The sequence below is a fragment of the uncultured Chitinophaga sp. genome (assembly GCF_902168175.1).
In the GTDB taxonomy this organism is placed as follows: Bacteria; Bacteroidota; Bacteroidia; order Chitinophagales; family Chitinophagaceae; genus Chitinophaga.
In genome coordinates this window covers 89,375-114,474 of record NZ_CABHOU010000072.1, presented here as the reverse complement: position 1 = coordinate 114,474, position 25,100 = coordinate 89,375, and the positions used below count along the sequence as shown (strand labels likewise).

The 25,100-nt window shown below is 47.3% G+C and carries 24 protein-coding genes; 8 read left to right on the top strand and 16 right to left on the bottom strand.

The genetic code is table 11. From position 1 onward, the window contains the following. Positions 1-111: 111 nt before the first annotated feature. Positions 112-2,307, bottom strand: a complete 2,196-nt coding sequence (locus QZT80_RS15465; protein ID WP_295123715.1) for a S9 family peptidase — start codon at positions 2,305-2,307, stop codon at positions 112-114. 173 nt (positions 2,308-2,480) lie between these two features. Between QZT80_RS15465 and QZT80_RS15460 the strand changes: the two genes are divergently transcribed. Further along, positions 2,481-2,738, top strand: a complete 258-nt coding sequence (locus tag QZT80_RS15460) for a hypothetical protein (protein WP_295123712.1) — start codon at positions 2,481-2,483, stop codon at positions 2,736-2,738. 100 nt (positions 2,739-2,838) lie between these two features. On the opposite strand, the gene QZT80_RS15455 is transcribed toward QZT80_RS15460, so the two are convergent. Both QZT80_RS15455 and pyrR read right to left on the bottom strand, forming a co-directional pair. Then, positions 2,839-3,780: an aspartate carbamoyltransferase catalytic subunit gene (locus QZT80_RS15455; RefSeq protein ID WP_295123709.1), complete on the bottom strand. Its 942-nt coding sequence runs from the start codon at positions 3,778-3,780 to the stop codon at positions 2,839-2,841. Positions 3,781-3,827: 47 nt separating this feature from the next. Next, positions 3,828-4,367, bottom strand: a complete 540-nt coding sequence (pyrR, locus tag QZT80_RS15450) for a bifunctional pyr operon transcriptional regulator/uracil phosphoribosyltransferase PyrR (protein ID WP_295123707.1) — start codon at positions 4,365-4,367, stop codon at positions 3,828-3,830. Between the two features lie 170 nt (positions 4,368-4,537). Between pyrR and QZT80_RS15445 the strand changes: the two genes are divergently transcribed. Together QZT80_RS15445 and QZT80_RS15440 are read left to right on the top strand one after the other, a co-directional pair. Then, positions 4,538-5,173 carry an outer membrane beta-barrel protein gene (locus QZT80_RS15445; RefSeq protein ID WP_295123704.1) on the top strand — a complete coding sequence of 212 codons (636 nt, stop codon included), beginning with the start codon at positions 4,538-4,540 and terminating at the stop codon, positions 5,171-5,173. A gap of 115 nt (positions 5,174-5,288) precedes the next feature. Further along, the gene (locus QZT80_RS15440; protein WP_295123701.1) at positions 5,289-5,801 is read left to right on the top strand and encodes a peroxiredoxin; all 513 of its coding nucleotides are present in this window, start codon (positions 5,289-5,291) and stop codon (positions 5,799-5,801) included. A 129-nt stretch (positions 5,802-5,930) separates the two neighbouring features. On the opposite strand, the gene pruA is transcribed toward QZT80_RS15440, so the two are convergent. Beyond that, positions 5,931-7,562 carry an L-glutamate gamma-semialdehyde dehydrogenase gene (gene pruA / locus QZT80_RS15435; RefSeq protein ID WP_295123698.1) on the bottom strand — a complete coding sequence of 544 codons (1,632 nt, stop codon included), beginning with the start codon at positions 7,560-7,562 and terminating at the stop codon, positions 5,931-5,933. Positions 7,563-7,603: 41 nt separating this feature from the next. After that, a protein-coding gene (gene prfB, locus QZT80_RS15430) for a peptide chain release factor 2 (RefSeq protein ID WP_295123695.1) occupies positions 7,604-8,699 on the bottom strand; the annotation gives its coding sequence in 2 pieces (ribosomal slippage) (positions 7,604-8,638 and positions 8,640-8,699; 1,095 coding nt in all). 212 nt (positions 8,700-8,911) lie between these two features. On the opposite strand from prfB, the gene QZT80_RS15425 reads away from it, so the two are divergent. Together QZT80_RS15425 and pgi are read left to right on the top strand one after the other, a co-directional pair. Then, positions 8,912-9,736, top strand: coding sequence for a hypothetical protein (locus QZT80_RS15425; RefSeq protein ID WP_295123692.1), 825 nt, complete (start codon positions 8,912-8,914; stop codon positions 9,734-9,736). A 42-nt stretch (positions 9,737-9,778) separates the two neighbouring features. Beyond that, complete coding sequence (pgi, locus tag QZT80_RS15420) at positions 9,779-11,431, top strand: glucose-6-phosphate isomerase (protein ID WP_295123689.1); 1,653 nt, start codon at positions 9,779-9,781, stop codon at positions 11,429-11,431. A gap of 240 nt (positions 11,432-11,671) precedes the next feature. Here pgi and QZT80_RS15415 read toward each other — a convergent pair whose 3' ends face one another. The 5 genes from QZT80_RS15415 to QZT80_RS15395 form a co-directional block, all read right to left on the bottom strand. Next, entirely contained in the window at positions 11,672-12,115 is a 444-nt protein-coding gene (locus tag QZT80_RS15415; protein WP_295123686.1) for a DUF3276 family protein, read from the bottom strand. Between the two features lie 169 nt (positions 12,116-12,284). Continuing rightward, entirely contained in the window at positions 12,285-14,078 is a 1,794-nt protein-coding gene (locus QZT80_RS15410; protein ID WP_295123684.1) for an ABC transporter ATP-binding protein, read from the bottom strand. A gap of 83 nt (positions 14,079-14,161) precedes the next feature. After that, a complete protein-coding gene (locus QZT80_RS15405; RefSeq protein WP_295123681.1) occupies positions 14,162-15,091 on the bottom strand; it encodes a phosphoribosylaminoimidazolesuccinocarboxamide synthase in 930 nt (309 codons plus the stop codon). A gap of 232 nt (positions 15,092-15,323) precedes the next feature. Further along, positions 15,324-15,572, bottom strand: a complete 249-nt coding sequence (locus QZT80_RS15400; protein WP_295123678.1) for a hypothetical protein — start codon at positions 15,570-15,572, stop codon at positions 15,324-15,326. Positions 15,573-15,604: 32 nt separating this feature from the next. Continuing rightward, entirely contained in the window at positions 15,605-15,817 is a 213-nt protein-coding gene (locus QZT80_RS15395) for a hypothetical protein (protein ID WP_295123675.1), read from the bottom strand. A 113-nt stretch (positions 15,818-15,930) separates the two neighbouring features. Here QZT80_RS15395 and QZT80_RS15390 point away from each other — a divergent pair, with 113 nt between their 5' ends. Continuing rightward, entirely contained in the window at positions 15,931-16,575 is a 645-nt protein-coding gene (locus tag QZT80_RS15390) for an MgtC/SapB family protein (RefSeq protein WP_295123671.1), read from the top strand. Between the two features lie 13 nt (positions 16,576-16,588). Further along, positions 16,589-17,281, top strand: coding sequence for a deoxyribonuclease V (gene nfi / locus QZT80_RS15385; protein WP_295123668.1), 693 nt, complete (start codon positions 16,589-16,591; stop codon positions 17,279-17,281). Positions 17,282-17,283: 2 nt separating this feature from the next. On the opposite strand, the gene QZT80_RS15380 is transcribed toward nfi, so the two are convergent. From QZT80_RS15380 to QZT80_RS15355, 6 genes are all read right to left on the bottom strand, one after another. Next, positions 17,284-18,192, bottom strand: coding sequence for an EamA family transporter (locus tag QZT80_RS15380; RefSeq protein WP_295123665.1), 909 nt, complete (start codon positions 18,190-18,192; stop codon positions 17,284-17,286). Further along, positions 18,189-18,809, bottom strand: coding sequence for a CGNR zinc finger domain-containing protein (locus QZT80_RS15375; protein ID WP_295123663.1), 621 nt, complete (start codon positions 18,807-18,809; stop codon positions 18,189-18,191). The genes QZT80_RS15380 and QZT80_RS15375 overlap by 4 nt, the downstream gene beginning before the upstream one ends. Before the next feature lie 609 nt (positions 18,810-19,418). Beyond that, on the bottom strand, positions 19,419-20,177 hold the full coding sequence (locus QZT80_RS15370; RefSeq protein WP_295123659.1) for an SDR family NAD(P)-dependent oxidoreductase: 759 nt from the start codon (positions 20,175-20,177) through the stop codon (positions 19,419-19,421). A 133-nt stretch (positions 20,178-20,310) separates the two neighbouring features. Beyond that, a complete protein-coding gene (locus QZT80_RS15365; protein ID WP_295123657.1) occupies positions 20,311-21,144 on the bottom strand; it encodes a helix-turn-helix domain-containing protein in 834 nt (277 codons plus the stop codon). Positions 21,145-21,228: 84 nt separating this feature from the next. Beyond that, a complete protein-coding gene (locus QZT80_RS15360) occupies positions 21,229-22,176 on the bottom strand; it encodes an erythromycin esterase family protein (RefSeq protein WP_295123654.1) in 948 nt (315 codons plus the stop codon). 100 nt (positions 22,177-22,276) lie between these two features. Continuing rightward, entirely contained in the window at positions 22,277-23,914 is a 1,638-nt protein-coding gene (locus QZT80_RS15355; RefSeq protein WP_295123651.1) for a hypothetical protein, read from the bottom strand. Positions 23,915-24,207: 293 nt separating this feature from the next. Here QZT80_RS15355 and QZT80_RS15350 point away from each other — a divergent pair, with 293 nt between their 5' ends. Further along, a complete protein-coding gene (locus QZT80_RS15350; protein WP_295123649.1) occupies positions 24,208-25,095 on the top strand; it encodes a decaprenyl-phosphate phosphoribosyltransferase in 888 nt (295 codons plus the stop codon). Positions 25,096-25,100: the final 5 nt, after the last annotated feature.

Sequence of the window (25,100 nt, the reverse complement as noted above, 5' to 3'; positions counted from 1 at the left end):
CCGCTAAAAAAACTACCGTCAATACGACCTCATTCAGCCAACGTCGTGGCTGTTCGGCAGAATCAAAAACCGGATTTGCGCGCTTGTGATTGCTCTTCCGTCCCAAAATAATTATTTGCCGCCCGGAGGGCAGTTCTGTTTCAAAAAGTTGGTATACAACTGCGACAAATGCGCACTCGTACCCTCGCCCTCATTAATACTATGCGTACGGTTTGGATAAGCCATCATCTGGAACTGTTTGCCGTGGCGAATCAATTCGTTGATCAGCATTTCGGCATTCTGGTAATGTACGTTATCATCGCCGGTGCCATGTACATACAGCAGGTGGCCTTTCAGGTTTTTAGCGTAGGTAATGGGCGAGCCTTTTACGAAGTCTTCGCCGTTTTCCTGCGGGATGCCCATGTAGCGCTCCTGGTAGATGTTGTCATAAGTAAGCTGGTTGCCTACTGCGGCGATAGCAATACCAGTGCTGTATATTTCCGGATACTGGAACATCAGGTTCAGCGTCATGGAACCACCGCCACTCCAGCCCCATACGGCTATGCGGCTTGGGTCAACGAACTTCCACTTCATAATTTCTTTTGCACCCATGGCCTGGTCGCGGGAGTTGAGGATACCTACCTTGCGGTAAATACTTTTGCGCCATTCGCGGCCTTTAGGGGCGGGAGTGCCACGGTTATCGAGTGATATATAAATATACCCGTCGTCGGACATATCACCTGCGTACAGGTGGTTCCGGCCCGAACCATAAGAATCCGTTACGGTCGTACCGGCTGGCTCTCCATATACATAAAATACAACAGGGTATTTTTTTGTAGAGTCGAAGTTCTTTGGTTTCAGCATCCAGCCGTCCATTGTAACACCATCGGCGGTAGTTACCTGGAAAAAAGAGAGTTTATCTGCATTACGCCAGGCTGGTGGTGCTGCGCTGGGTACACGTTCGGCAGTTTTGTCGCTAAGGTTCTGCAATTCAGCTACATACTGTACCGTGTGGCTTTGGTAAGTATGATAAGCCCATACGCCATTGGGGGAAACCTGGTATTCATGTTTACCTGGCTGGTCGGCGGCCGTTAAACGTTCAGGTGTACCCGTACCATCGAGTTTTATTTTATAAAGGTATTGCTGCGTGGCATTATCTGGCGACGCCAGGATGTATACCGCATTGTTCTTTTCGTCGATACGGCAGATTTTGATCACATCATAGTTGCCCGGGGTAATAAGTTTCTCATTCTTTCCATCAGCCGAAATGCTGTAAAGATGACGCCATCCGTCCTTTTCGCTTACCCAAACAAACGATTTGCCGCCGTTAAGCCAATCCCAACCTGCTATCTTATCATCGTCCCAGCGGCTTTTCACGTCCAGCCAGGCGTTATCCTTTTCCTGCCAGATGGTTTGGGTTTTGCCCGTAGCGGCCTGGCAAATCATGATCTTACCTTCCTGCTGCTTACGGTCCAGCTGCTGGATAATGAGCTCATTTTTACCGGGCAGCCATTCCATACGCGGAATGTAATGCTGTTGCGCATTGCCGGGTACCTGCATCCAGGTCGTCTTTTTAGTATTGATGTCTATCACCCCCACACGGCAGGCCGAAGGGGCCTGACCGGCTTTAGGGTACTCTACCGGCACGGTAAAAGAATATATAGAGTCCGTATTATTGATCATGAAGAAGTCGCGGATCTTCGTAGCGTCTATCTGCCAGAAAGCGATGGAGCGGCTATCCGGGCTCCAGCGGAAACCGTCGCGGCAGCCAAATTCTTCTTCATAGGCCCAGTCAAATGTACCGTTAATGAACCTTCGGGTGCCATCCTTTGTTAACGGTTGAATAACATTTGTGGCAAGATCTTCTACGTATATGTTATGATCGCTCACGTAAGCCGCCTTTTTGCCGTCGGGCGAAAGTTTGGCAAACATCAGCGATGAGGAGGCCAGGCCTTTGCCAAGCTGGCGAAGCTTTTTGGTAGCTACGTTATAAGACCAGTAATCGCCGCGGGTGCGATAACGCCATACTTTCCGGGTATTGGTAAAAATAAGCGCCTGTTGCTCGTCTGCGGAGAAGCTGAAGTCGGCAATCTCGATCGCTTTTCCGTCCGTATTTTTAAGGGCTGACTGCAATAATAGCGCAGTCCGCTGTTTATTGCGGAAATTAACAATATATAATCCATCGCCATCATTGGTGATAATAGATTCGCCGTCCTTCGCCCATTTCAGGTCGCTGCCGGGCATTTGGGCATAAGCGGAGGTGCAGCAGGCTGACAAGAAGGCCGCCACCAGTACGTTGCGGGTTAGTTTAAACCAGTTAGAATGCATAGCTGTTTAAATGATGAGGGCTAAAAATAATATAATTAGCCGAGAAACAGCGACCGCTGGTGTAGGGAGGGATATTACGTATATTTAAAAAAAACCAATCAAAATTTTTGTCAATTTATTTTTTTTGTTATTTTTATGGATCTATAAAATCCTATTGAGAAAAAAAACCTACTATGGTACAGGTAACCTACTCTTACAAAAACCGGGAATTCTTTCAACTGGAGGACAGACTATTAAACCAGTTGGCGGAAAGCGGTAAACGCCTTCTGTTCGCTCTGTTAGAGCCAATGGAAGATGTTCTGATGACAGAAGAAGGAAAAATTCGCATCTGCCTCGATGAGCGCCCAAATATTGAGCTGGAAGGTTTCAGCGCGCATATCAAATATCGGATAGAGCGTACTTTACGCGGCGACGAGGACGAAGTTAATTAGCCCCTGACAAGATTTATTTAAAGGAAAACGGATCAAGCCAACAACTTTACAGCGTTGACTTGATCCGTTTTCCTTTTTTTTTTATAAGGCGAATCTTTTGTTAGGCTTCGAGTTTTTTTCCGCCCCTTCCTGAAAGGAGGTACAAGGCAGCCATGCGTATGGCCACGCCATTTTCCACCTGTTGCAGGATAATGGACTGACCGCTGTCGGCTGCGTCGGAACTTAATTCTACCCCCCTGTTTATCGGTCCGGGGTGCATGATCACAATCTCTTTATTCAGGCTTTCGAGCAAGGCCCTGTTAACCCCGTACACCAGCGAGTACTCGCGCAGGGAACTAAACAGCGGCGTATTTTGTCTTTCCAGCTGAATACGCAACACATTTGCCACATCACACCATTCCAGGGCTTCGCGCAGGTTGTACGTAACGTTTACGTCCAATGCGGCCGCCAGGTGTTTGGGGATGAGCGTAGGCGGGCCTACTACCGTTACTTCGGCGCCCAGCTTACGGAGGCAGTAAATGTTAGAGAGGGCAACGCGGGAGTGCATGATATCGCCACAGATGGCGACCTTCTTCCCTTCTACTCCACCGAGCCTTTCGCGGATAGAGAATGCGTCGAGCAGGGCCTGTGTAGGATGCTCATTGATGCCGTCGCCAGCATTTACAATAGGTACGTCGATGTGTTTCGCCAGGAAGTGCGGCGCGCCGCTTGCCGAGTGCCGCATCACCACCATATCTACCTTCATAGACAGGATGTTGTTTACGGTGTCGATCAGGGTTTCACCTTTGGACACAGAAGAACCGGAAGCTGAGAAATTCACTACATCGGCACCCAGACGCTTTTCCGCCAGTTCGAAAGAAATGCGGGTGCGGGTGGAATTTTCAAAGAAAACGTTGACGATGGTAGTATCTCTCAGAGTTGGGACCTTCTTAATAGGCCGTTGTAAAACTTCCTTGAATTGATCGGCAGTTTGAAAAATAGTTTCTATATCCTGACGCTTCAGATCGCGTATACCGAGAAGATGTTTTACTGATAATGACATTCTAATTTGCAAATATAAAGGCGAAAGTTGATAATCTGAAAATCTAATTAAAGGGCGTCGTTTTCCAACACCACCTCATCCTTCCCGTCGCGCTCTTTCCACAATACCTTCACCTTTTGCGTAATAAAAGCATCGATCGTACGGCCGGTATAATCTGCCTGTATCGGCAACTCTCTGCTAAAACGGCGGTCTATAAGCACCAGCAGCTCCACTGCCGATGGCCTGCCGAAATCAAGCATGGCGTCCAGCGCCGAACGGGTGGTACGACCTGTATATAAAACGTCGTCGATCAATACCACGCGTTTATTTTCTATAGAGAAGTCAATGTTTGTTTCGTTGGGAACATGTATCGTGTTACCCTGGCTAAAATCATCCCGGTAAAAGGTAATATCGATCTTGCCATAACGGATATCCGTTTCGGGTAACAACTTTTTAAGGTTATCATAAATCCTGTCAGACAGGTATATGCCTCTTGGCTGAAGCCCTATCAACACAGAGTTATCAAAGGGAAAATGATTTTCGATAAGCTGATGACAAAGCCTGTCTATGGTGATGGCCTGTTGTTTATCGCTCAGAATGGTCTTCAAAAGTTTTCGTTTTAGAGCTCAAAAATAAACATTATTCACTAAAGATAGAAGTTATCGAGCGCGCGATAATTTATTGAATTACATATTAACAAAAAATTATTTTTTTGCTTGTTCATATCAATCTAAACATTAGTTTTGCTCATCATATTTATTCACCATATCACACGAAAATGAAAAAGATTACGATCAAAATGATGATGGCAGGAGCTTTTCTGCTGGCTATGACTCAATTCGCAAACGCGCAGACTAAGAAGACTAATTTCCTCGGCGGATCTGCTGGCTTCTCTTCTTCTAAAGACGAAGCTGCTAACGAAGAAACAAGCGGTTACGGTGTTGACCTGCGTTTCGGTCATTACATCAAAGAGAAACTGGCTATCGGTGTTAAACTGGGTTACCAGGGTACTAAAGATGAGAACACATTGGCTGGTGCTGAAACTACAGACAAAACAACTCAGTTCAGCGTTGCTCCTTTTGTACGTCTGGAAACTCCATTATGGCAGACTAAATTCTCTATCTACAGCGACCTGGGTATCTATGGCGCTTTCGGTAGCGACAAAACTGAAGCTGCTGGCGCAGAAACAGAGTACAAAACAACTGGTTTCGGTGCTTTCTATGAGCCAGGTATCCTGTTCCACATTAAAGACAACATCTCTCTGCAGGCCTCTTTCGGTAACCTGATCGGTTACGATTACACTTCAGGCAAAGCAGACGGCAGCGATGTTAAAACTACCAGCAACACTTTCGGTGTGTTCGGTGATCAATTTGGTCTGGACAACTTTAGGTTCGGTATCAACTTGAAATTCTAATTCTAGATTTCTCCTTCTCTGATTTTGAAAGCCCGGTGGTTGTCCACCGGGCTTTTGTTTTTAGCTTATGGCTGTAACCCGGATATACCCTAACTTAGCTGTCATTACTTTCACCATGAAAAAGCTTTGGATAACCATGATCAGTTTATCGTTCTTCGGTTTCGGACCGGCGGAAGGCCAGCTTAAAACCGGCGACAACGTGCCCGCGTTTCAGCTACAGGACCAAAACGGACAACCTTTTGACGTTAAAAATGAACTAGGTAAAGGCCCGCTGGTCATCTACTTCTATCCAAAAGATGAAACACCAGGCTGTACCAAAGAAGCCTGCTCCTTCCGCGACTCCTTCACTTCCTTTAGCGATTTAGGTGCGAAAGTAATCGGCATTAGCAGTGATGACGTGGCTTCTCACAAACAGTTTGCCGAGAAATACCGCTTGCCTTTTACATTGCTGGCCGACGTTGGTGGCAAAGTGCGTAAGCAGTTCGGCGTACCAAAATCGCTGGGTATGACGGGCAGGGTTACATATGTTGTTGATAAGGACGGAAAAGTCGTGCATATCTTCAACTCGCAGTTACAGGCTACCAAACATGTGACGGAGGCTCTGGAGGCGATTAAGAAGAATAGTTAAATGTAGTTACTGCTGCTGAAGAGTGCGACGCAACGGTGGCTTAATAGTAGTAATAAAAGCTAAGTACATAATTAAAAAAGGTTGATGGGCAAACCATCAACCTTTTTCATGTATAACCTTTAGTAAATACTAGCTTTCTTTCAGGAACGGATACCTGTAGTCTGTCGGAGATACCAGCGTTTCCTTCACTGTACGGGCGCTTAACCAACGATACAGGTTCAGCTGAGAGCCGGCTTTATCGTTCGTACCGGATGCGCGGGCGCCGCCAAATGGCTGCTGACCAACAACCGCACCGGTCGGCTTATCGTTGATATAGAAGTTGCCCGCACTGTTAACCAGTTTGCGGGTAGCAAACTCAATCGCATAACGGTCCTGCGCCAGTATAGCACCTGTAAGTGCGTATTCGGAAGTAGTGTCTACGATAGCCAGTATCTCCTCGAACTTATCGGCTTCATATACATACAGCGTAAGCACCGGGCCAAAAATCTCTTCGCACATGGTGATGTACTTAGGGTCGGTAGTTTCGATCACGGTTGGCTCAATGAAGTAACCTTCTTCTTTATTATAATTACCGCCCGCAATGATCTTTGCTTTCGGATCTTTCTTCGCGTTATCGATGTACTGCGCGATCTTGTCAAAAGAACGTTCGTCGATTACAGCGTTCACGAAATTAGAGAAGTCCTCAACGGAACCCTGTTTCATGGTTTTGATCTCGGCGGCCAGTTTGCTCTTCACTTCCTCAGCAATGTTGCTTGGAATGTAAGCGCGGGAAGCGGCAGAGCATTTCTGTCCCTGGTACTCGAAAGCGCCGCGGGCCAGTGCAGTTACCACAGCATCCACATCAGCAGATTTATGGGCTACCACAAAGTCTTTACCACCTGTTTCGCCAACAATGCGCGGGTAGGTTTTGTATTTGTGGATGTTGTTGCCGATGGTCTTCCACATTGTCTGGAACACGCCGGTAGAACCGGTGAAGTGAATACCAGCAAAGTCGGGATGACCAAAGCAGATGTCACCAATAGTTGGTCCGTCTGCATACACCAGGTTAATTACACCGGCAGGCAAACCTGCTTCGATGAGGATTTTCATGATGATGTTAGCGGAGTACACCTGGGTATTGGCTGGCTTCCAAACCACCACGTTGCCGCACATGGCAGCAGAGGTAGGCAGGTTAGCAGCAATAGCGGTGAAGTTAAAAGGCGTAACGGCCAGTACAAATCCTTCGAGCGGACGATACTCCAGCCTGTTATGCACACCGGGCGAGCTAACAGGCTGCTGGCGGTATATATTACTAAGATAATGCACGTTGAAACGCAGGAAATCGATGATCTCACAGGCGCTGTCAATTTCAGCCTGGTAGGCGTTTTTGCTCTGGCCCAGCATAGTGCTGCCGTTCATGTGGTAACGGTACTTAGTGGCCATCAGCTCTGCCGCTTTCAGGAATATACCTGCACGGTGTTCCCATGGTGTGTTGGCCCATTCTTCTCTCGCAGCAAGGGCCGCGTCGATAGCCTGGTTTACATGCGAAGCGTCGCCTGCATGAAAGTGCCCCAGCTTGTGCTTACGCTCATGCGGAGGGTTAATGTCAACCAGCTTGCCGGTACGAACTTCCTGCCCGTTAATGTACATCGGGATGTCGGCCTGTTCGGCTTTAAAAGCTGCCAGTTGTTTTTTAAGTGCTGCGCGTTCCGGTGATCCCGGTGCATAGCTTAACACTGGTTCGTTTGCAGGTGCTGCAAAGTCAAAATAAGCATTATGCATTGGTGTCGATTTTTAAATGGTTGGAAAAATCATTCACATGGTTACTGCTGTTCTTCCTCTTTCTGTAACATGAGGTAAGCCTTTATAAACCCTTCCAGCTCGCCGTCCATCACTGGTCCCACGTTACCTACTTCATAGTCGGTGCGGTGGTCTTTAATCATTTTGTAGGGATGGAATACGTAAGACCTTATCTGGGAGCCCCATTCGATCTTGCGTTTATTGGCGTTGGTAGCGTTTTTCAGTTCTTCACGTTTGCGGATCTCTTCCTCATACAAGCGCGATTTTAACATGGTGAGCGCCTTTTCACGGTTCTCGCCCTGTGTTCTCGCCTGCTGGCATTCTACAATAATGCCGCTGGGAATGTGTTTCAAACGTACCGCAGTTTCAACCTTGTTCACGTTCTGTCCGCCTTTACCACCCGAACGGTAAAATTCCCATTCGATGTCGGCAGGGTTAACAGTTACTTCAATCGTATCGTCTACCAGCGGGTACACAAATACGGAAGCGAACGAGGTATGCCTGCGGGCGTTGGAGTCGAAAGGTGAAATACGCACCAGGCGGTGTACACCACTTTCGGCTTTTAACAGGCCGTAAGCGAAGTCGCCATCAAATTCCAGGGTAGCGGATTTAATGCCCGCGCCGTCACCATACTGTACATCGATCTCAGAAACTTTCCAGCCCTGTTTTTCTCCATACATGCGGTACATGCGCAGTAACATTTCGGCCCAATCCTGGCTCTCGGTACCACCGGCGCCGGAGTTGATCGTAAGCACTGCCGGCATCTCATCTTCGGGCTGGTTCAACGTGGATTTAAACTCCAGTTCATCCAGTGCCGTTAACGCTTTACGGTAAGCTTCTTCCACTTCCTGCTCGCTGGCTTCGCCTTCTTTCTGAAAGTCGAGCAGTACACTGCTGTCTTCCACGGCGTTACGTACGCTTTCATAAAGGTCTATCCAAAACTTGTTGACCTTAATTCCTTTAAGTATGCTCGTTGCCCTGGCATTATCGTCCCAGAATCCCGGGGCCAACGTTAGCTGCTTATCATTTTCATTTTTGGCTATACGGTCCTGGACGTCAAAGAAAACCTCCCAGGACGTATAGACGGTCCCTCATATGTTTAAGTTGCTCGATTGTCATAGGGCGCAAATGTAGGGAAAATTTGAGATAAATGAGTCCTCCGGGTAAGATGGACAATCGCGGCAAACCCTCCATAAACCTTAATTATCACCTGCTTAACGTATATTGACCGGTACACCTTTTTTTACCGCATCCATAACAACTTTCGCATTACGTTGTTATTTTCAACCGGAACAATATTTGTTCATTACCAGGAAAATCAAACCACCCTTATGAGTATTAATATTAACCTGGCACAGCATCGTCAGCGTGCAGCATTTAACCTCATCGGCCTTATTGTGGTCATTGTTGTAAACGCACTGGCCAATATCCTGCCCATTAATGGCAAAAACACCGGCGAGTTGTCTAACCTCTACCCTAATTACTTCACGCCTGCCGGTATTACATTTTCAATATGGAGTGTGATTTACTTCAGCCTGCTGCTGTTTGCTATCTACCAGTTGTGGCTGGCTTTTTCGCGCGGGCACATTGAAGAGCTTCACAGCTTTATGACACGCATGAAAGGCTGGTTCCTGCTGAACTGCATCGGCAACACCTGCTGGATATTTGCCTGGCATTACGAACAGGTACCGCTTTCGCTGGGCATTATGCTGGTCATCCTCATTAGTCTTATCGTTATCCACGAACGTTTCCGCATGTTTCTGCCCGGCGTTGGCAGGCGCGAGCGGGCTTTTGTACATATACCTTTCAGTCTTTACCTGGGCTGGATAGCGGTGGCTACGATTGCCAACACCGCTGCGCTGCTGGTAGATATCGGATGGGACGGCGGCGGGGTATCGCCCGTTACCTGGACCTGCATCATGATCGGGATAGCTACTTTATTAACTATACTGATGCTGTTTCTTCGTAACAACTTCCCCTACGCCCTGGTGAGCCTCTGGGCCTTTACGGGCATCAACCTTAAACGGGCGGCGGCCGAAGGTGTCGAAAACGAGAACATTATTATCGTATGCTCTGCCTGTATGGTGATTATCGTCATTTGTGTTGTTATCCAATTGTTCCGTTCAAGAAAAACCGTGATCGGTACAAGGGTTTAAGGGATAAAATTGATACATTTGAGACCATCTAAATTAAGTAACATGTTCCCAAAGACCGATTTGACACAAACAAAAGCATGGCCCGAGCTACAAGCGCATGCGGCAGATATGAAGCAGGTACACATGCGTGAACTGTTTGCGGACGATAAGCAGCGGTTCGAGAAATACCACCTCCAGCTGGAAAACATCCTTTTCGACTATTCAAAGAACATTATAAACGATAAAACCCTGCAACTGCTGCAGTCGCTGGCGAAGGAATGTAAAGTGCCTGAAGCCATCACTGCCATGTTTGATGCAGAAAAGATTAACGCCACCGAAGGCCGCGCTGTATTACACACTGCCCTCCGTAACTTCTCCGGTAAACCGGTTTTGCTGGATGGTGTGGATGTAATGAAAGACGTGCATGAAGTACTGAACCGCATGGAGTCTTTCTGTAACCGCGTTCACGCTGGCGAATGGAAGGGCTACACGGGTAAGCCTATACGTTACATCGTGAACATCGGGATTGGTGGTTCCGACCTTGGCCCTGTAATGGTTACCGAGGCCCTGAAACCTTTCTGGAAGCCGGGTATACAGCCTTACTTCGTGTCTAACGTAGATGGTACCCATATTGTGGAAACGCTTAAAAAGGTGAGCCCGGAGGAAACTTTGTTCCTGATCGCCTCTAAAACTTTCACTACGCAGGAAACCATGACCAACGCCAATACCGCGCGCGAGTGGTTCCTGGAGCATGCGAAAGACGAGGCGCACGTAGCCAAACACTTCGCAGCGCTGTCTACCAACGAAAAAGCTGTTACTGCTTTTGGGATCGACGCTAATAATATGTTCGGGTTCTGGGATTGGGTGGGCGGCCGCTACTCGTTGTGGTCCGCTATCGGCCTTTCTATTGCGCTGACGGTAGGTTTCGATCATTTTAAAGCTTTGCTGGAAGGCGCATTTGCTGCCGACGAGCATTTCCATAAAACAGCATTTGAGCAAAATGTTCCGGTAATCATGGCCCTCGTTGGTTTGTGGTATGGCAACTTCTTCGATGCCGATTCGGAGGCTATCCTCCCCTACGACCAGTACATGCACCGGTTTGCAGCGTACTTCCAGCAGGGTAATATGGAGAGCAATGGTAAGTATGTCGATCGTTCAGGCAAGGCCGTTAGTTACCAAACCGGCCCTATCGTTTGGGGCGAACCCGGTACTAACGGACAGCATGCGTTTTACCAGCTGATACACCAGGGCACCAAACTGATACCGTGCGACTTCATTGCTCCGGCTATCAGCCACAACCCGGTGAGCGATCATCATAATAAACTGCTGAGTAACTTCTTCGCACAAACGGAGGCACTCATGAACGGAAAAACTGCCGAAGAGGTAAAAGCCGAACTGAAAGCAGCGAAACTCGACGATGCAGCGATCGCAGAACTGACGCCGTTTAAGGTATTCAGCGGCAACCGTCCAACCAACTCATTCCTGGTAAAAGAAATTACACCACGTTCACTGGGTACTTTGATCGCACTTTACGAGCATAAGATTTTCGTACAGGGCGTTATCTGGAACATCTATTCCTTTGATCAATGGGGTGTGGAACTGGGCAAACAGCTCGCTAATAAAATACTGCCCGAGCTGGGCGGCAACGAAAGCGTGAGCAGCCACGATTCTTCTACAAATGGGTTGATCAACGCTTTCAAATCGATGCGAAAGTAATTAATGTAAAAAATACAGAAAAGGCATGAAACGTTGATTTTCATGCCTTTTTCTTTTGGAACAAGCTTCAGTAGTGCTATCAGGCCGCCGTTGTGTCACTCCCTTCAACCGCAGTGCATCCCTCATCCAAACAGGGGCCGAACATCACTTATTGTACAAACAACACAAAACCAAAAGGGCATAAAAAAACCTCCGGAATAGTCCGAAGGTTTAAAATTATTTCTTAACAAACGGAATGGACTACCATTTGTCTACATCATCGCCGGAAGTTGAAGCAGCTTCGGCAGCAACAGCAACAGGAGCAGCTTCTTCAACAGATGCTACCACTTCTTCAGCGGTTACATTGCTAACTTCTGTTTCTACGCCATCTTCATCTTCTCTGGAATAATCATGGTTGTAAGCATCAAAATCGAAATCAGGCATCAATTCTGTTTTTACATAATTGATTGTTTCGGTCAGCGCGTTAAGGAACTTATTGAAGTCTTCCTTGTAGAGAAATACTTTATGCCTGTCATAACCATTATCGTTAAAGCGCTTCTTGCTTTCCGTGATAGTCAGAAAGTAATCGTTGCCACGAGTGGTTTTAACGTCAAAAAAATACGTTCTTCTTTTACCCGCTTTCAATCGCTTGGAAAAGATGCTATCATTGTTTCTTTCCTGTTGATTGTTGTTTTCGTACGCCACAGTTGATAGATTTAAGGTTGTTAACGAATCAAATCCTGTTGTTATTATCAATAATCAACAAATATACTATTGTTTCTCAAATAACAAAATAATTTTAGATGATTTTAAAAAATCATTTAAAATAGGCTGAAACGAGCCTTCATGGGGCGTTACAAGGTATTAAAACATATCAATTCTGACCCTCTTCTTCGTTTTTCTGCTGCCTCGCATACAGCTCGGAATAGTACCCATTATTGGCCATTAACTCTTCATGGGTGCCGGTTTCCACGATCCGGCCTTCGTCCAGCACGATTATCTTATCAAACGAAAACAGCGCAAAGATGCGGTGGGTAATGATTATAGCGGTTTTGTCTTTCAGAAATTCATACAGGTTACCGATGATCTCTTTTTCCGTACGCGCGTCCACGGCGGAAAGGCAGTCGTCGAACACCATGAGGTTTGGATTACGGATGAGGCCGCGGGCAATGGATATACGTTGTTTCTGGCCACCGCTAAGGGTTACACCCCGCTCTCCTACCACAGTATTGAACCCATCGGGAAAATTGAGCACATCGCGTTCTACAGACGCCTGCCTGGCCGCCAACTGCACCAATTCTTGGCTGGCCGACGGCTCACCGAAACGGATGTTGTTCGTTATGCTGTCGGAAAACAGGAACACATCCTGAGGCACATAACTCACCTGGTTACGCAGGCTCGATAATCTTATATTCCTTAAGTCGTGCCCGTCTACGCAAATCCTTCCCTCCTGCGGGTCGTACATGCGGATCAGTAACTGGGCCAGCGTGCTTTTACCGGAACCGGTACGACCTATCACTGCTACCTTTTCACCCGGCTTAATCGTCAGGTGAAAATCCTTTAGCGCCTGTATGCCTGTATGCGGGTATGTAAACGATACATGATCGAACTTTACTTCCCCTTTTATCAGGATGTCCTGCACCTGTGCATTGTCTTTGATATCGGGCACGATGTCGAGAAATTCGTTTAACCGCTGCTGTGAGGCAGCAGCACGCTGTATCATCGAAGCTACCCATCCAATGGAAAAGAACGGGAAGGTGAGCATGTTTACATAAATCACGAACTCTGCCAGGTTGCCGATCGTGATCGTCCCTTTGCTTACCTGCAAACCGCCAATGTAAATGGTAATGATCACGCTTAAGCCAATCATCAACGCCATTACCGGCTGATACAGGGCGTCGGTTTTGGCCAGGCTAACGGAACTTTCTTTATAGTCTTCACTGGCTTTGTCGAAATGGCCGGCACTGGTTTCTTCCTGGATATACGACTTAATTACCCTGATGCCGGAATAGGATTCCTGGGCGATGGACGTAATGTTAGACAACTGCGACTGTATCCGCTCGCTCTTGCGATGGATAATATGGTTTACGTAATATATGGTAAGGGCCAGGAACGGTAGCGGCGAAATAGTGTAAATCGTGAGCATGGGATTCACCTGCCACATCAGGTACACGATAATCACCAACATGAATACTGTCCGGGTGGCGTACATCACGGCTGGCCCCACGTACATCCTCACTCTCGATACATCTTCTGTTATACGGCTCATCAGGTCGCCCGTCCGGTGCATTTTAAAGAAATTCAGGTCCAGTTGCTGGTAATGCCTGTATATCTCATTCTTCATGTCGTATTCGATATGCCGCGACATCACGATCAGTGTTTGCCTTTGCAGGAACATGAAAAAGCCACTCAGCAGCGCCATTGCCAGGATACCTACTCCGTACAGCGCCAGCACTTTGGTAAACTCGCTGCGGAAAACAGACTTTACGGACGTATCGCTGATGATGCGGTAATTATTCAGGTTTTGCTCCAGTAAATCGAATATCTGCCTCACCATAATGGGCTGAAATACGGAAAAGATGATGGAAACAACGGTGAAGATCAGGCCCAGCGAGAATCTCCATTTATATTTAACAAAGTACTTATTCAGTGCCAGAAGGTGCTTCATGGATGCAAATTACTGAGATTGGGCATAAAACAGAAATGGCGCCGGATGAACGGCGCCATTTAGTATGTTGAGTAACAATACGCTTACAGTGTAGAAACGGTATCGATGATACGCTGTTTCGCTTCCTCTACGGCTACGTCTTCTTTTTTGAATTGCTGACCGGTGATGTTTTCGAACAGCTCGATGTAGCGGTCGCTCACGCTGTTAACGAAAGCATCGTCCATAGCGGGCACCTGCTGGCCGTCTTTACCCTGGAAACCGTTTTGCATCAGCCATTCGCGCACGAACTCCTTGCTCAGTTGTTTCTGTGGCTTACCGGCTGCCTGGTTGGCTTCGTAACCTTCTGCATAAAAGTAACGGGAAGAATCGGGGGTATGGATCTCGTCGATCAGGTAGATGGTACCGTCCTGGTGACCAAACTCGTATTTGGTATCAACCAGTATCAGCCCCTGCCTGGATGCCAGCTCGCGGCCGCGCTTAAACAGGGCGAGGGTGTATTTCTCAAGTTGTTCATATTCTTCTCTGCTTACCAGACCCGAGGAAATGATCTTTTCACGGGAAATATCTTCGTCATGGCCTTCGTGTGCTTTGGTAGTTGGGGTGATAATCGGCTCAGGGAAGTAGTCGTTCTCCTTCATCCCTTCTGGCAGGGTTACCCCGCAAAGTACCCTTTCTCCACTTTTGTAAGTGCGCCAGGCGTGCCCGGTAAGATTACCGCGAACGACCATTTCCACCGGATAAGTTTCGCACTTCATACCCACGGTCACGTTAGGTAAGGGCACTGCCTTTACCCAGTTAGGCACGATGTCCTTCGTAGCTTCCAGCATAATGGCCGCAATCTGGTTCAATACCTGGCCTTTGTAGGGAATCGGCCTGGGCAGCACCACGTCGAAGGCGGAAATCCTGTCGCTCACCTGCATTACCAGCCATTTGTCTGCTATCGTGTATACGTCACGCACTTTCCCTTTGTAGAAAGCTGTTTGTCCGGGGAACTGAAAAGTTGGTTCTGCCATTATACTTGCTGTTTATTTGTTTGATTTGCTGAGCCCCGCAATTGCCGGGCAGTAAAAACTGGTGCAAAAATAGGTCAGGCAGACTAATTTTTAAAACAAATGCCCTCCGGGGAAATTTTTACCCTGATCGCTGCTGATTTCCACAACTACGCCAACAAAAAAAGGAGAACTCTCGTTCTCCTTTTCACCATTGTATGCTACGCATGGTTTGATGATGGTTCAAAGATAATTACTAATTATGCTGGGAAAACCGCACCGTATCCTCTCCACCTCTGCCCGGCTTATTCACCGGCGAGGTGTCTGTGGAAACGGATGTATCGTATCTTATATGACTTGTATCGAAAGCCCTGGTAGTATCGCCATAGTTCTGCAGACTATCATCATTCGGGGGCTTTGCATTATTATTACAGGCAGCCAGGGTAAAGGCGGCTACCATACATACTGATAAAAAAAATCCCTTATTGGATGAAATTAATCGCATATATAAATAGTTTGATGATACTGCATTAACCCTTATAACCTTGTCGTTGTATCTGTCGGTGCCGGTATGGCGGTATCCTGGTTAGGCACTACGCTGGCCGAATCGCTGGGTACCGAAAGTGTGGTATCGCCCGAATTAGTCCTCGAACTGCTGCTGCAGGAATATAAAAGGATGATAAAAAACAGGGCTACCATGGCTGTAACGCCTGCTCTCAATATGCCGGTGATAAGGTTTTCTTTTCTCATAATTAAGTGTTTATTCTGGTTAATTGGAGATGTATTCGGTGGTATAGACATTAATAATTGTGCCAACATATACCTACATTTAACGGGCATGTTTTTTCCAACACGTATCATATATGGAACATCTTATTGAAGAAGCGGTCAAAATGCTGGTATCCCTGGCCATAGGATCTACGCTTGGTTTCGAGCGGGAGTACCGCCGTAAGGCTGCCGGCATCCGTACCATCGCACTTATCTGCGCCGGCTCCACTTTGTTCACGATCCTCTCGCAGGAACTGGGCGCCCCCAGTAGCATGGACCGTGTAGCCTCTAACATACTAACGGGTGTCGGCTTTATTGGTGCGGGTGTTATTTTTAAAGGTAAATATTCGGTAGATGGTATAACTACTGCCACTACAATATGGATTGCCGCGGCGCTGGGCATGTCTGTTGGGATGGGCCATTACATACTTGCCACCCTTTCACTCTTCGGCACCCTGCTGGTACTCACAGGTCTGAAATACATCGAGCGCCTTCTGGAGCAGGTGCATCAGCGCAAGCAATACACTATCCGCTGCCACCACGACCTTTCTCATCTTCAACTGGAAGCTGTGTTTACTGAAAACCACCTCCGTTATAAAACACTCGTTGTTATTCGAAGCAACGATTTGTTTGAATTTAAATATGAATTAACGGGACATTTAAAAGACCTTCTGACGATAAATGAATACTTTTTAGCCGAAAAACGCATTATTGGCTTTGAAATAGAAACAACTTATTAAATAGCAATAAGATATGGAGTTTAATGAGGATAAAATAACCGTTACTGAAGCCACACTTCTCCAGAAAGAGTTACGAAATAGAATTATCACACAACCTATTGATCCTGATATAAAAATTATAGGTGGAGCAGATATTTCCTTCAACAGATTCAGCCCTATAGTGTACGCTGGTATCATATTACTCAGCTATCCTGGACTGGAATTAATAAGTGAATCCACTATCATTACTACCGTAAACTTCCCATATATCCCGGGGTACCTCGCCTTTAGAGAGGTGCCTGCAGTCCTGAAAGCCTGGGAACAACTGACGGCTAAACCGGATGTACTTATAGTAGACGGACATGGTATTGCCCACCCGCGCCGCATGGGTATTGCCACCCATTTCGGAGTACTGGCCGATGTTCCCACTATCGGATCTGCTAAAAATGTATTGTTTGGAAAGTACGAAGCGCCTGGAATAACAGCAGGTAACGCTACGGAGCTTAAAGATAAAAATGAAGTGCTGGGATATGCTTACCGTAGTAAATCCAACGTGAAGCCAATATTCGTATCGCCCGGTTACAAGGCTGATTTGCCGGGTAGCCTGTCCCTCATCAAGACCTGCATCCGAAAACACCGCCTGCCCGAACCAACCCGCCTCGCGCATAACGCCGTAAACGCCTTTAGGATAAGTTGTATGGGCAACGAAGCTGAAGTTTTACAATAAGCCTATTTCTTCTTCCAGGTCATTAATACTACCCCAAGTATTACTATAACAGAACCGATCAGGCCGTTAAGGCTTAATGTTTCGTTCAGTACAATCCAGCCGAGAAAAAGCGCTACCACGGGGTTAACGTAAGCATAAGTGGAGGTAATACGCGGAGGTGCGTTCCTGGTGAGCCAGCTGTAAGAAGTATAACCGACCAGCGATCCCAGTAAGATAAGGTGCAGTAAAGCCAGCCAGGTACGCGTGGTCATGTCGGCCACCGTATGCCAGCTATCTCTTTCAAGCACCATACTCATCACCATGGTGAACACGAAACCGGCAAGCATTTGGATAGCGGTGGAGGTAAGTTGCCTGGGCATGGGCAACCGCTGCACCAGCAAAGAGCCGAGCGTCCAGCAAATGGAGCCAAAGATGATCACGAACAGCGGCCATACCGGGTAATCGTAACTAGCGCCGGAACTAAATGGGTTGAATATGAAAAAGAGCCCTATAAAACCGATCAATATACCCCAGAGGGTCATCGCGGCCGGACGCTTGCGGGAGAAAAAGGCCCAGTCCTGCGCCACGAAGTAGGCCGGTGCGGCAGCAATTAACAATGCTACCAGCCCCGAAGGCATATAGTGTACCGCCAGCGCCACCCCGCCATTACCGATCCCGATCAGCAGTGTACCTACCAACCCGGCCGAAGCCCATTGCTTCAACGACGGCCACTCTTTCTCCTTAGCCATCCCGATCACAAACATGATCATACCCGCCACAAAAAAGCGGAAGGCCGACAATAGAAAGGGCGGCAACACCTCCGCCGCCACCTTCATGCCCAGGTAAGTAGATCCCCAGATGATATATACGGCTATAAGACATGCTACCAGTGTGGTAGAGTACTTACTTTGATTTTTACTTAATTCGTTCATCGATCCGATTTCTTTTTCCTTTCGTAGAATTGTTTCACTTTATGTACATCGCCGCAGGTAGCCATATTACACCACTTACGCGAGTGGTTTTTACTCTTATCTACAAACAGCCAGTTACAGGCGGGGCAACGGCGTACCAACTGTAGCTGCCTGCTGGTAAACACCTCCACGGCCGACTTTACTATTTCCCACCACACCAAATCCAGCTCAGGCATTGTAAATGAAAGCGTTGCAGGCTCTTTCCTGTTGTAATGATCGAGGTTAAGCTGACTAAAAGCGGCGGCAAGGTACTGATTAAATTCGGCTACCAATTGCTCTTTGGGCGATAACCCTTCGGCCTGGCCGGCAAACATTGCGTACAGCAACTCCCGCAAAGCAATGGCCTTTTCGAATACCGCAGCCGCTTTGGGCGGGTAAGCCTTCGCTAACCGCTCCAGCGTTTTTATGACCGAGGGCTTTAACACTTCCGTACGCCGGTACCACCTGAGTATATCCAGGTAGTTGCCCAGGTAGTCGAACGGCTCGGGCACCGAGCGGTTGGCGATGGTATTGGTGAAGTTCAGGCACAACGTTCCGCCGTCGAGCAGCAGGGTTGATATGGATTTTTCTGTACTCATATTAACCGGTAAAACCAATTTAGATGGTTAGGTAAATGTACGCCTAAACCGCATATTTCCAAAGTGTTTAGCTTTGTTGAAGTGCCGTCGAAAACAACGCGCGCTAAAGTCATGGTAATTAACGCTCTTATCCCCTGTTATTCCACATCCTCAACCGGGTCCGAGGCGTTATAGCCGCCTGTTCCTACTTCACGTTATCATTAAAAAAACTAACATTATCCAGTTAGTAGTTGCCCAAACCGGCCACCCTGAAATTCCTGTATGAGATCGCTATCGTCACCCTGGCTACCTATGCCTCATTTGTACAGACAGCTTCGTCGCCAGGCAAACATGACTAATAGCATATTAACCCAAAATAACGACCGGGAACCAGCTTCGCCCTTTGGTTGCCCTTTCGTTGCCCTCTTGTTGCCCTTACATTATTGGGGCCATAAGCCTTGACCGCTTTACCCGGCAGCCGCTATACCCCTTCACCGGTAGTGACGGAACGGGTACCGGATGACCGAACAATGCTAACCATAAAACAGAAAGCCGGCCAGGAAGGGATCTTCCGGCCGGCTATTTCACACCTTAATCTATCTCTCTATCGTATCTTAGGAATGGTTAATACTAAGCTTGTGAGGCGCCATCAACTAAGTTGACGGTACCTGAAACGAACTTACTTTCGTCGGAGGCGAGGAACACTACCATATCCGCAATTTCGGATGGCTGTGCGTAGCGGCCGAAAGGAATGGACTTTTCCAGCTCTTTCTTAGCCTCTTCGCCGTGCCCGTTACTGAACCCATCTTCCAGCGAACGCATCATGCGGTTATCTACCGGACTGGGATTCACTGTGTTAACCCTGATCTTACGCGGAGCAGCTTCCAATGCAACACTGCGCATAATGCCAATTGTGGCGTGTTTACTGGTGTTGTAAGCGCTGGTGCCCGGTGAGCCCATTACGCCGGCAACGGATGAAGTGATAATGATACTACCCCCATCAGTCATGGCAGGTAATATATATTTACATCCGAGCCAGACGCCTTTCACGTTCACTGCAATCACCTTGTCGAACACCTCCTCCGGATACTCCGTAATGGGTTTCACCACACCTTCAATCCCCGCATTGTTGAAGAATATATCGATTTTGCCAATACGCTTTTCTGCCTCCTTCACATATCTCTCTACATCTGCACTCTTCGTTACGTCGGCTACGATATAATCAACATATTCACTATTCAAATCTTTGACGGCCGTTTTAAGGGCATCTTCACTTAAGTCTACCAATATTACTTTTGCACCAAAGTCCAGGAACTTCCTGGCGGTTGCCAAACCAATAGAACCAGCACCGCCGGTAATAATGGCCGTTTTGTTTTCTAACCTGTTCATCTTCTTAAATTTTAGCGCGGTTCGTCGTTGAATCAATTACGATGTAAAGTTCCGCCTTTAGGCATAGGTTTCCGGGTACTAAGTGACCAATAATTAGCACAATCAGAACATTAACAAATCTTTGATAAATAACTCAGCTAACGGGCGTTAGCGCTTGTTGACGGAAGCTTTCCGGCGTGCTGCCGGTTTGTTTTTTAAAGAAGCGGGAGAAGTAACTTTGTTCGGAAAAGCCCAGTTCATAGGCTATTTCCTTGATCGATTTGCGGCCATGGCCAATTTCGCGTTTGGCCTCTATTAACAACAGGTGGTAAATGATCTGGCTAACCGTGAAACCGAACTTTTCGCGCACAATTTCGTTCAGGCGTTTAGGGGTGATGCCTATTTTATCTGCATAAAAAGCGACGGCCCGCTCCTCTTTATAGTTCTCCTCCAGCAGGCGGAACAGCTTTTCGAGCCGCTCGTCGTACATAGCCGCGCCGCCCGGCGATTGTTTCGAGAACCGGTACAGGTGCATCAATAATGCCGTTGTATACTTTAACAACAGCGCCGTTTCAGCATTGGCATTATACTCCAGCACCAGCAAATGAAATAATTGCTTTAAGGGGCCGGCCATTTCAGCCGGAATGATAATCCCCTCGTTGTTAAAGGGTAAGAACAGCAGCCTTAAATAAGGTTCTTCGATCAAATGAAAGAAGTCTTCGGAGCAAACGATTACCCGGGCATCCGGTCGTTCGGTAGCGGGAATGCTGTGTACCTGGTTTTTCCCGAGCAGGTACACCATATCTTTCTTTATAGGATAAGGCTCAAAGTCGATGAAATGCGTACCTGCATTTTCGGAATACCATACCAGGGCATAAAAGTCAATGCGGTGATTCGGCTCGTGATCTCCAAAGGTCACGCTGTGTTCCGATGCCAGGAACTGGATATCGTCGAGCTGATGAAGGGGTATATTTTGCAGTGTTTTCATGCACCCGTGGCTTTATGTAGCGGTGTTTCGCAGTAAAAATAAGGGAAATTCGCAACACAAAGCCTTAACGTTCAGGAACTACCATTACTCCAGTTTAACCGAAGCGGTAGTATTGCGAATGAAAACCAGGGCATCCACATCTCTGCCGGGCACTATGGGCAATGACTTTACGCCCTGCCAGTTGGAATATATTAGCGTAAGGGCAATGGTACTGTCTGCGAAAGCCGAACGGTCCAGGGGTAAAAAGAACGTTGCTGATCGTGCTTTGGCCAGTGTGCCGGAGAAGCTGTTCTGCTCTCTTTCAAAGGTATGCACCTCGAATTTGCCTTCATTCATCACGTTTACCGAACCGCGGTAAGTATCGAAAGCCACCACATAAAACTGGTTACCCAGTGCCCGCTTCAGGTAGGCGCCCAGGGCCTGGTACTCGGCGGTGGTATCTTTCACCAGGTGTACATTATGCGCCCAAACGATGGTTTTGCGCTTATGCGCCTCGTAATCCGCCACAACATTGCCTGCCATGAATTTGTCGCGCGTAAACGGGTCGGCCCAGTAGTCTGCGTGATCAAAACCGGTTAATACCACCTTGTCCTTATCTGCCTTGTTTTCATTGTATTGCCTGATCCACTTGAACATCCGGTATATTTCGTCGGTGTTATATAATGCCAGGGGCTGCATCAACTCCTTAAGTTGCCCCTGCCCGCTTTGCAGGTAGGTGTTAATCGGCTCCATCAGCGCGCCGGGGCATTCGAAAGCGAGCGTCCTGTATTCCTGTTGCTGCACCAGGTAAGCGATCATCCGGGCCTTTTGCAGATAAAACTCGCTGGTGCCGTGTGAAGCCTCGCCCAGGGCCACCATCGTTTTGCCCGCCAGTTCTTTCGATAAGAAACCTAAATCGCTGGTGCCGGACGTACTGAGCGTGCAGGCATTCTTGTTGATCCAGTCTGCCTGTTTATCCTGTGCATCCGCATCAGCAATTATAAACAGGGCCATCAATAATGTGGTTACTAATGTCTTCGGTGCGTATTTCATAACTTTTGTATCAGCGTTTTCTCATAGATGGTCAATTGGCAACTTTCCATAAAAAAAGAGGATGCCGTTGCGGGCATCCTCTCCTTATAAATAGCGCAGATTATCTTGCGTACACCTCGATGATCGCGTTCGTAGGCCTCCTTGGTGCCAGGAACGTATCTACCTGGCGATAATGCTTTTTCAGTTCATCGCGCAGGGTGAAGGGATAAAAGTTATTGTTGTAAGGCGCATACTCATACAGCACCACATCGTAATGTTTGTTACGCACTTTCGCCGTGAATTCGTCGAGTTGTTTATTGAACATCCCCACGCCCAGGTGGTACCAGAGCGGGTAATTACTACCGGTTTCCAGCTTAAAGGGGGTAATGCTGGCAAGCGGCGTTAACTCGGTCATATTTAACACTTTAGCGTTACCATTAGCACCTTTGATTTCGGGCATGGCCAGGAAACGTTCGATGCCTTTAACGGTGGACGCCGGCATATAGATCTTCGCAAACTCTTTGTACGGCGTATAAATCCATTCAGAAGTAGGCACGTCGGTGGAGTCGTAACTAAGCATAAAGTTATTCCTGGAGATAACATTCTCACCTGTAGCCGATACTACTATGCCTGATTCGGGCTGCGGCATAAAACGGGAAAACACCCTGTCGAGGTACTTCCAGTAAGTGCCCGACCACCAAAGCAATACGAGTACACCTGCAATGGCGAACGGCTTAAACTCTTCAAGCTTAAATTGAAGCAGGCCTGCCATGTGACTCAGGATAAACGAAAAGGCAAAGGCATGGAAGAAGATGTTATTGTCCGGCGGTGTATAACTGGTTACCTGGAAAATGGCCGCTTCGATGAGGATGCCAAAAGTAACCAGTACGAAAAACATCAACTGGCGGTTGTTCCAGGAAGCTTTCAGGTGCTTAAAGTAAGGCACTAAAAGTATGATGATGAGTAATATGTAGAACTTGATCCACTGCGACTGCCCGAGTATTTCGGCTACAATGTCGCCAACAGACAGGCGGGAGTTATGTGGCGGCTGGCCATGGTTAAACCAGTAGCCGATACCAAACTTAGAGAAAGATAAAAAGAAGGTGCAGGCGATAACGATATAGAAGCCAAGGAAAAACACCAGGTCCTTCCACTTCTTTGACTGCAGCGTATGGTAAGCCAGCAGCGCCAGGGCCATTAGTAAGGCCAGGCCGCCCCCATCCTGCTTGGTAAAGAAAGAAAGGAACAGGAAAAAGGCAGAGGCCAGCAAAGCAGGGATTCTCCATTTGCTCTGGTTTTCGTTCGTAATAGCACAAAGCAGGAAGGCCAAACCGACCAGCTCATATACAATTACGGTGTGGTTATACCAGGGCCAGAAGTTGAAGAAAGAGTAAGATAATGCGAACACCAGCACAGACAACACCCTTACGCCCAGGTTCACCTTCAGGCTTTTCTGGATACCACGGAACGCAAAACCACTCATTATATTAAGAGCTACCTGCGCCTTAACCAGCGATATCATAGCCGGACCAAACAGTTTAAAGAACAAAGCCGGCATCAGCCAAAAGCCAAAACCCAGCGGGGTGCCAAAGTCGCGGTAAGGTAATTGTCCCTCCGACAAACGGTAAGCCCCCTCCCACGTAAGGAAGATGTTTACCCGGTAAGGGAAAGTCACGAATAAAGGTACAAGGGCCAGTCCTATAATGATTAAACATTCAATAATGGTGGCGCGCTTCCGGTTTAGTAAAATGCCTGACATAAGTTGGGGCGGATTAAAAATGAAGGCCCAAAAATAGAAGATTAATATTTTATATGGAAGAAAAATACGTTAAGCGTATGTATCTGCCGGTAAAGGCTGCAAATTGGCGTATATCCGGTAATGGAAACTAATATCAATTAATTAATATAATTATATATTGCGGCATTAACTACGTGTAAACCAGACTCTTAATTTAGCAGGTGGCTGTTTTTAAGTGATGAACGGAAGCCCAAAAGCTGGGAGGTACAGAAAAATCGTTCTATCTTTGCGCCCAACAATAATGTTTAATCCCCGTGCAATACTTAAAACTATTACGCCCGTCGCATTGGGCCAAGAATCTCTTCCTGTTTATTCCGCTCTTCTTTGCCGGCGAGCTCACCAATGTCGATAAGATCATTGAACTGGTGAAGGGTTTTATCGCCTTTAGCCTTATCGCGAGCAGTATCTATATTATTAATGACTACCGCGACATTGAGAACGACAGGAAACATCCCAAGAAAAGTAAACGGCCGTTAGCTTCCGGGGCAGTATCTAAAGGAGCTGGCCTGGCTATCTTTTTTGCCTGCGTAGTAGCGGGTATGGCGATGGGGTACTTTGTGAAAGAGAAGTTCCTGTTCGTACTGGCCATTTACTTCGTGCTGAACATCGGGTATTCTTTTGGTTTAAAGAACATTTCCATCCTCGATATTATAATAGTGTCCATTGGTTTTGTGCTGCGCGTAAAAGCGGGTGGTGTGGCCTCCAACATCCCGGTATCCGAGTGGCTGATGATCATGGTGTTCCTGCTGGCCTTATTCCTGGCTATCGCCAAACGTCGCGACGATGTGCTGCTGAAGCTGGAATCGGGTACAGACATGCGTAAAGCATCAAAGGGATATAATATGGACTTCCTGAACGTTTCGCTTGGACTCGTATCGGCCATTATTATTGTGGCTTACCTGATGTATACGATGTCGCCCGAAACCATTTCGCGTTTCGGCACCTACCGTTTGTACTACACCTGCATTTTTGTTATTGCGGGATTAATGCGATATTTGCAAATAACCTACGTGGAGAACAATACAGGTTCACCCACAAAAATCCTTTACAAAGACCGCTTCGTTCAATTAACCATTCTCCTTTGGGTCCTGAGTTTTTACGTAATCATTTATTTACCGACGGATCAAAGTTTCTTTAAGTAATGCAA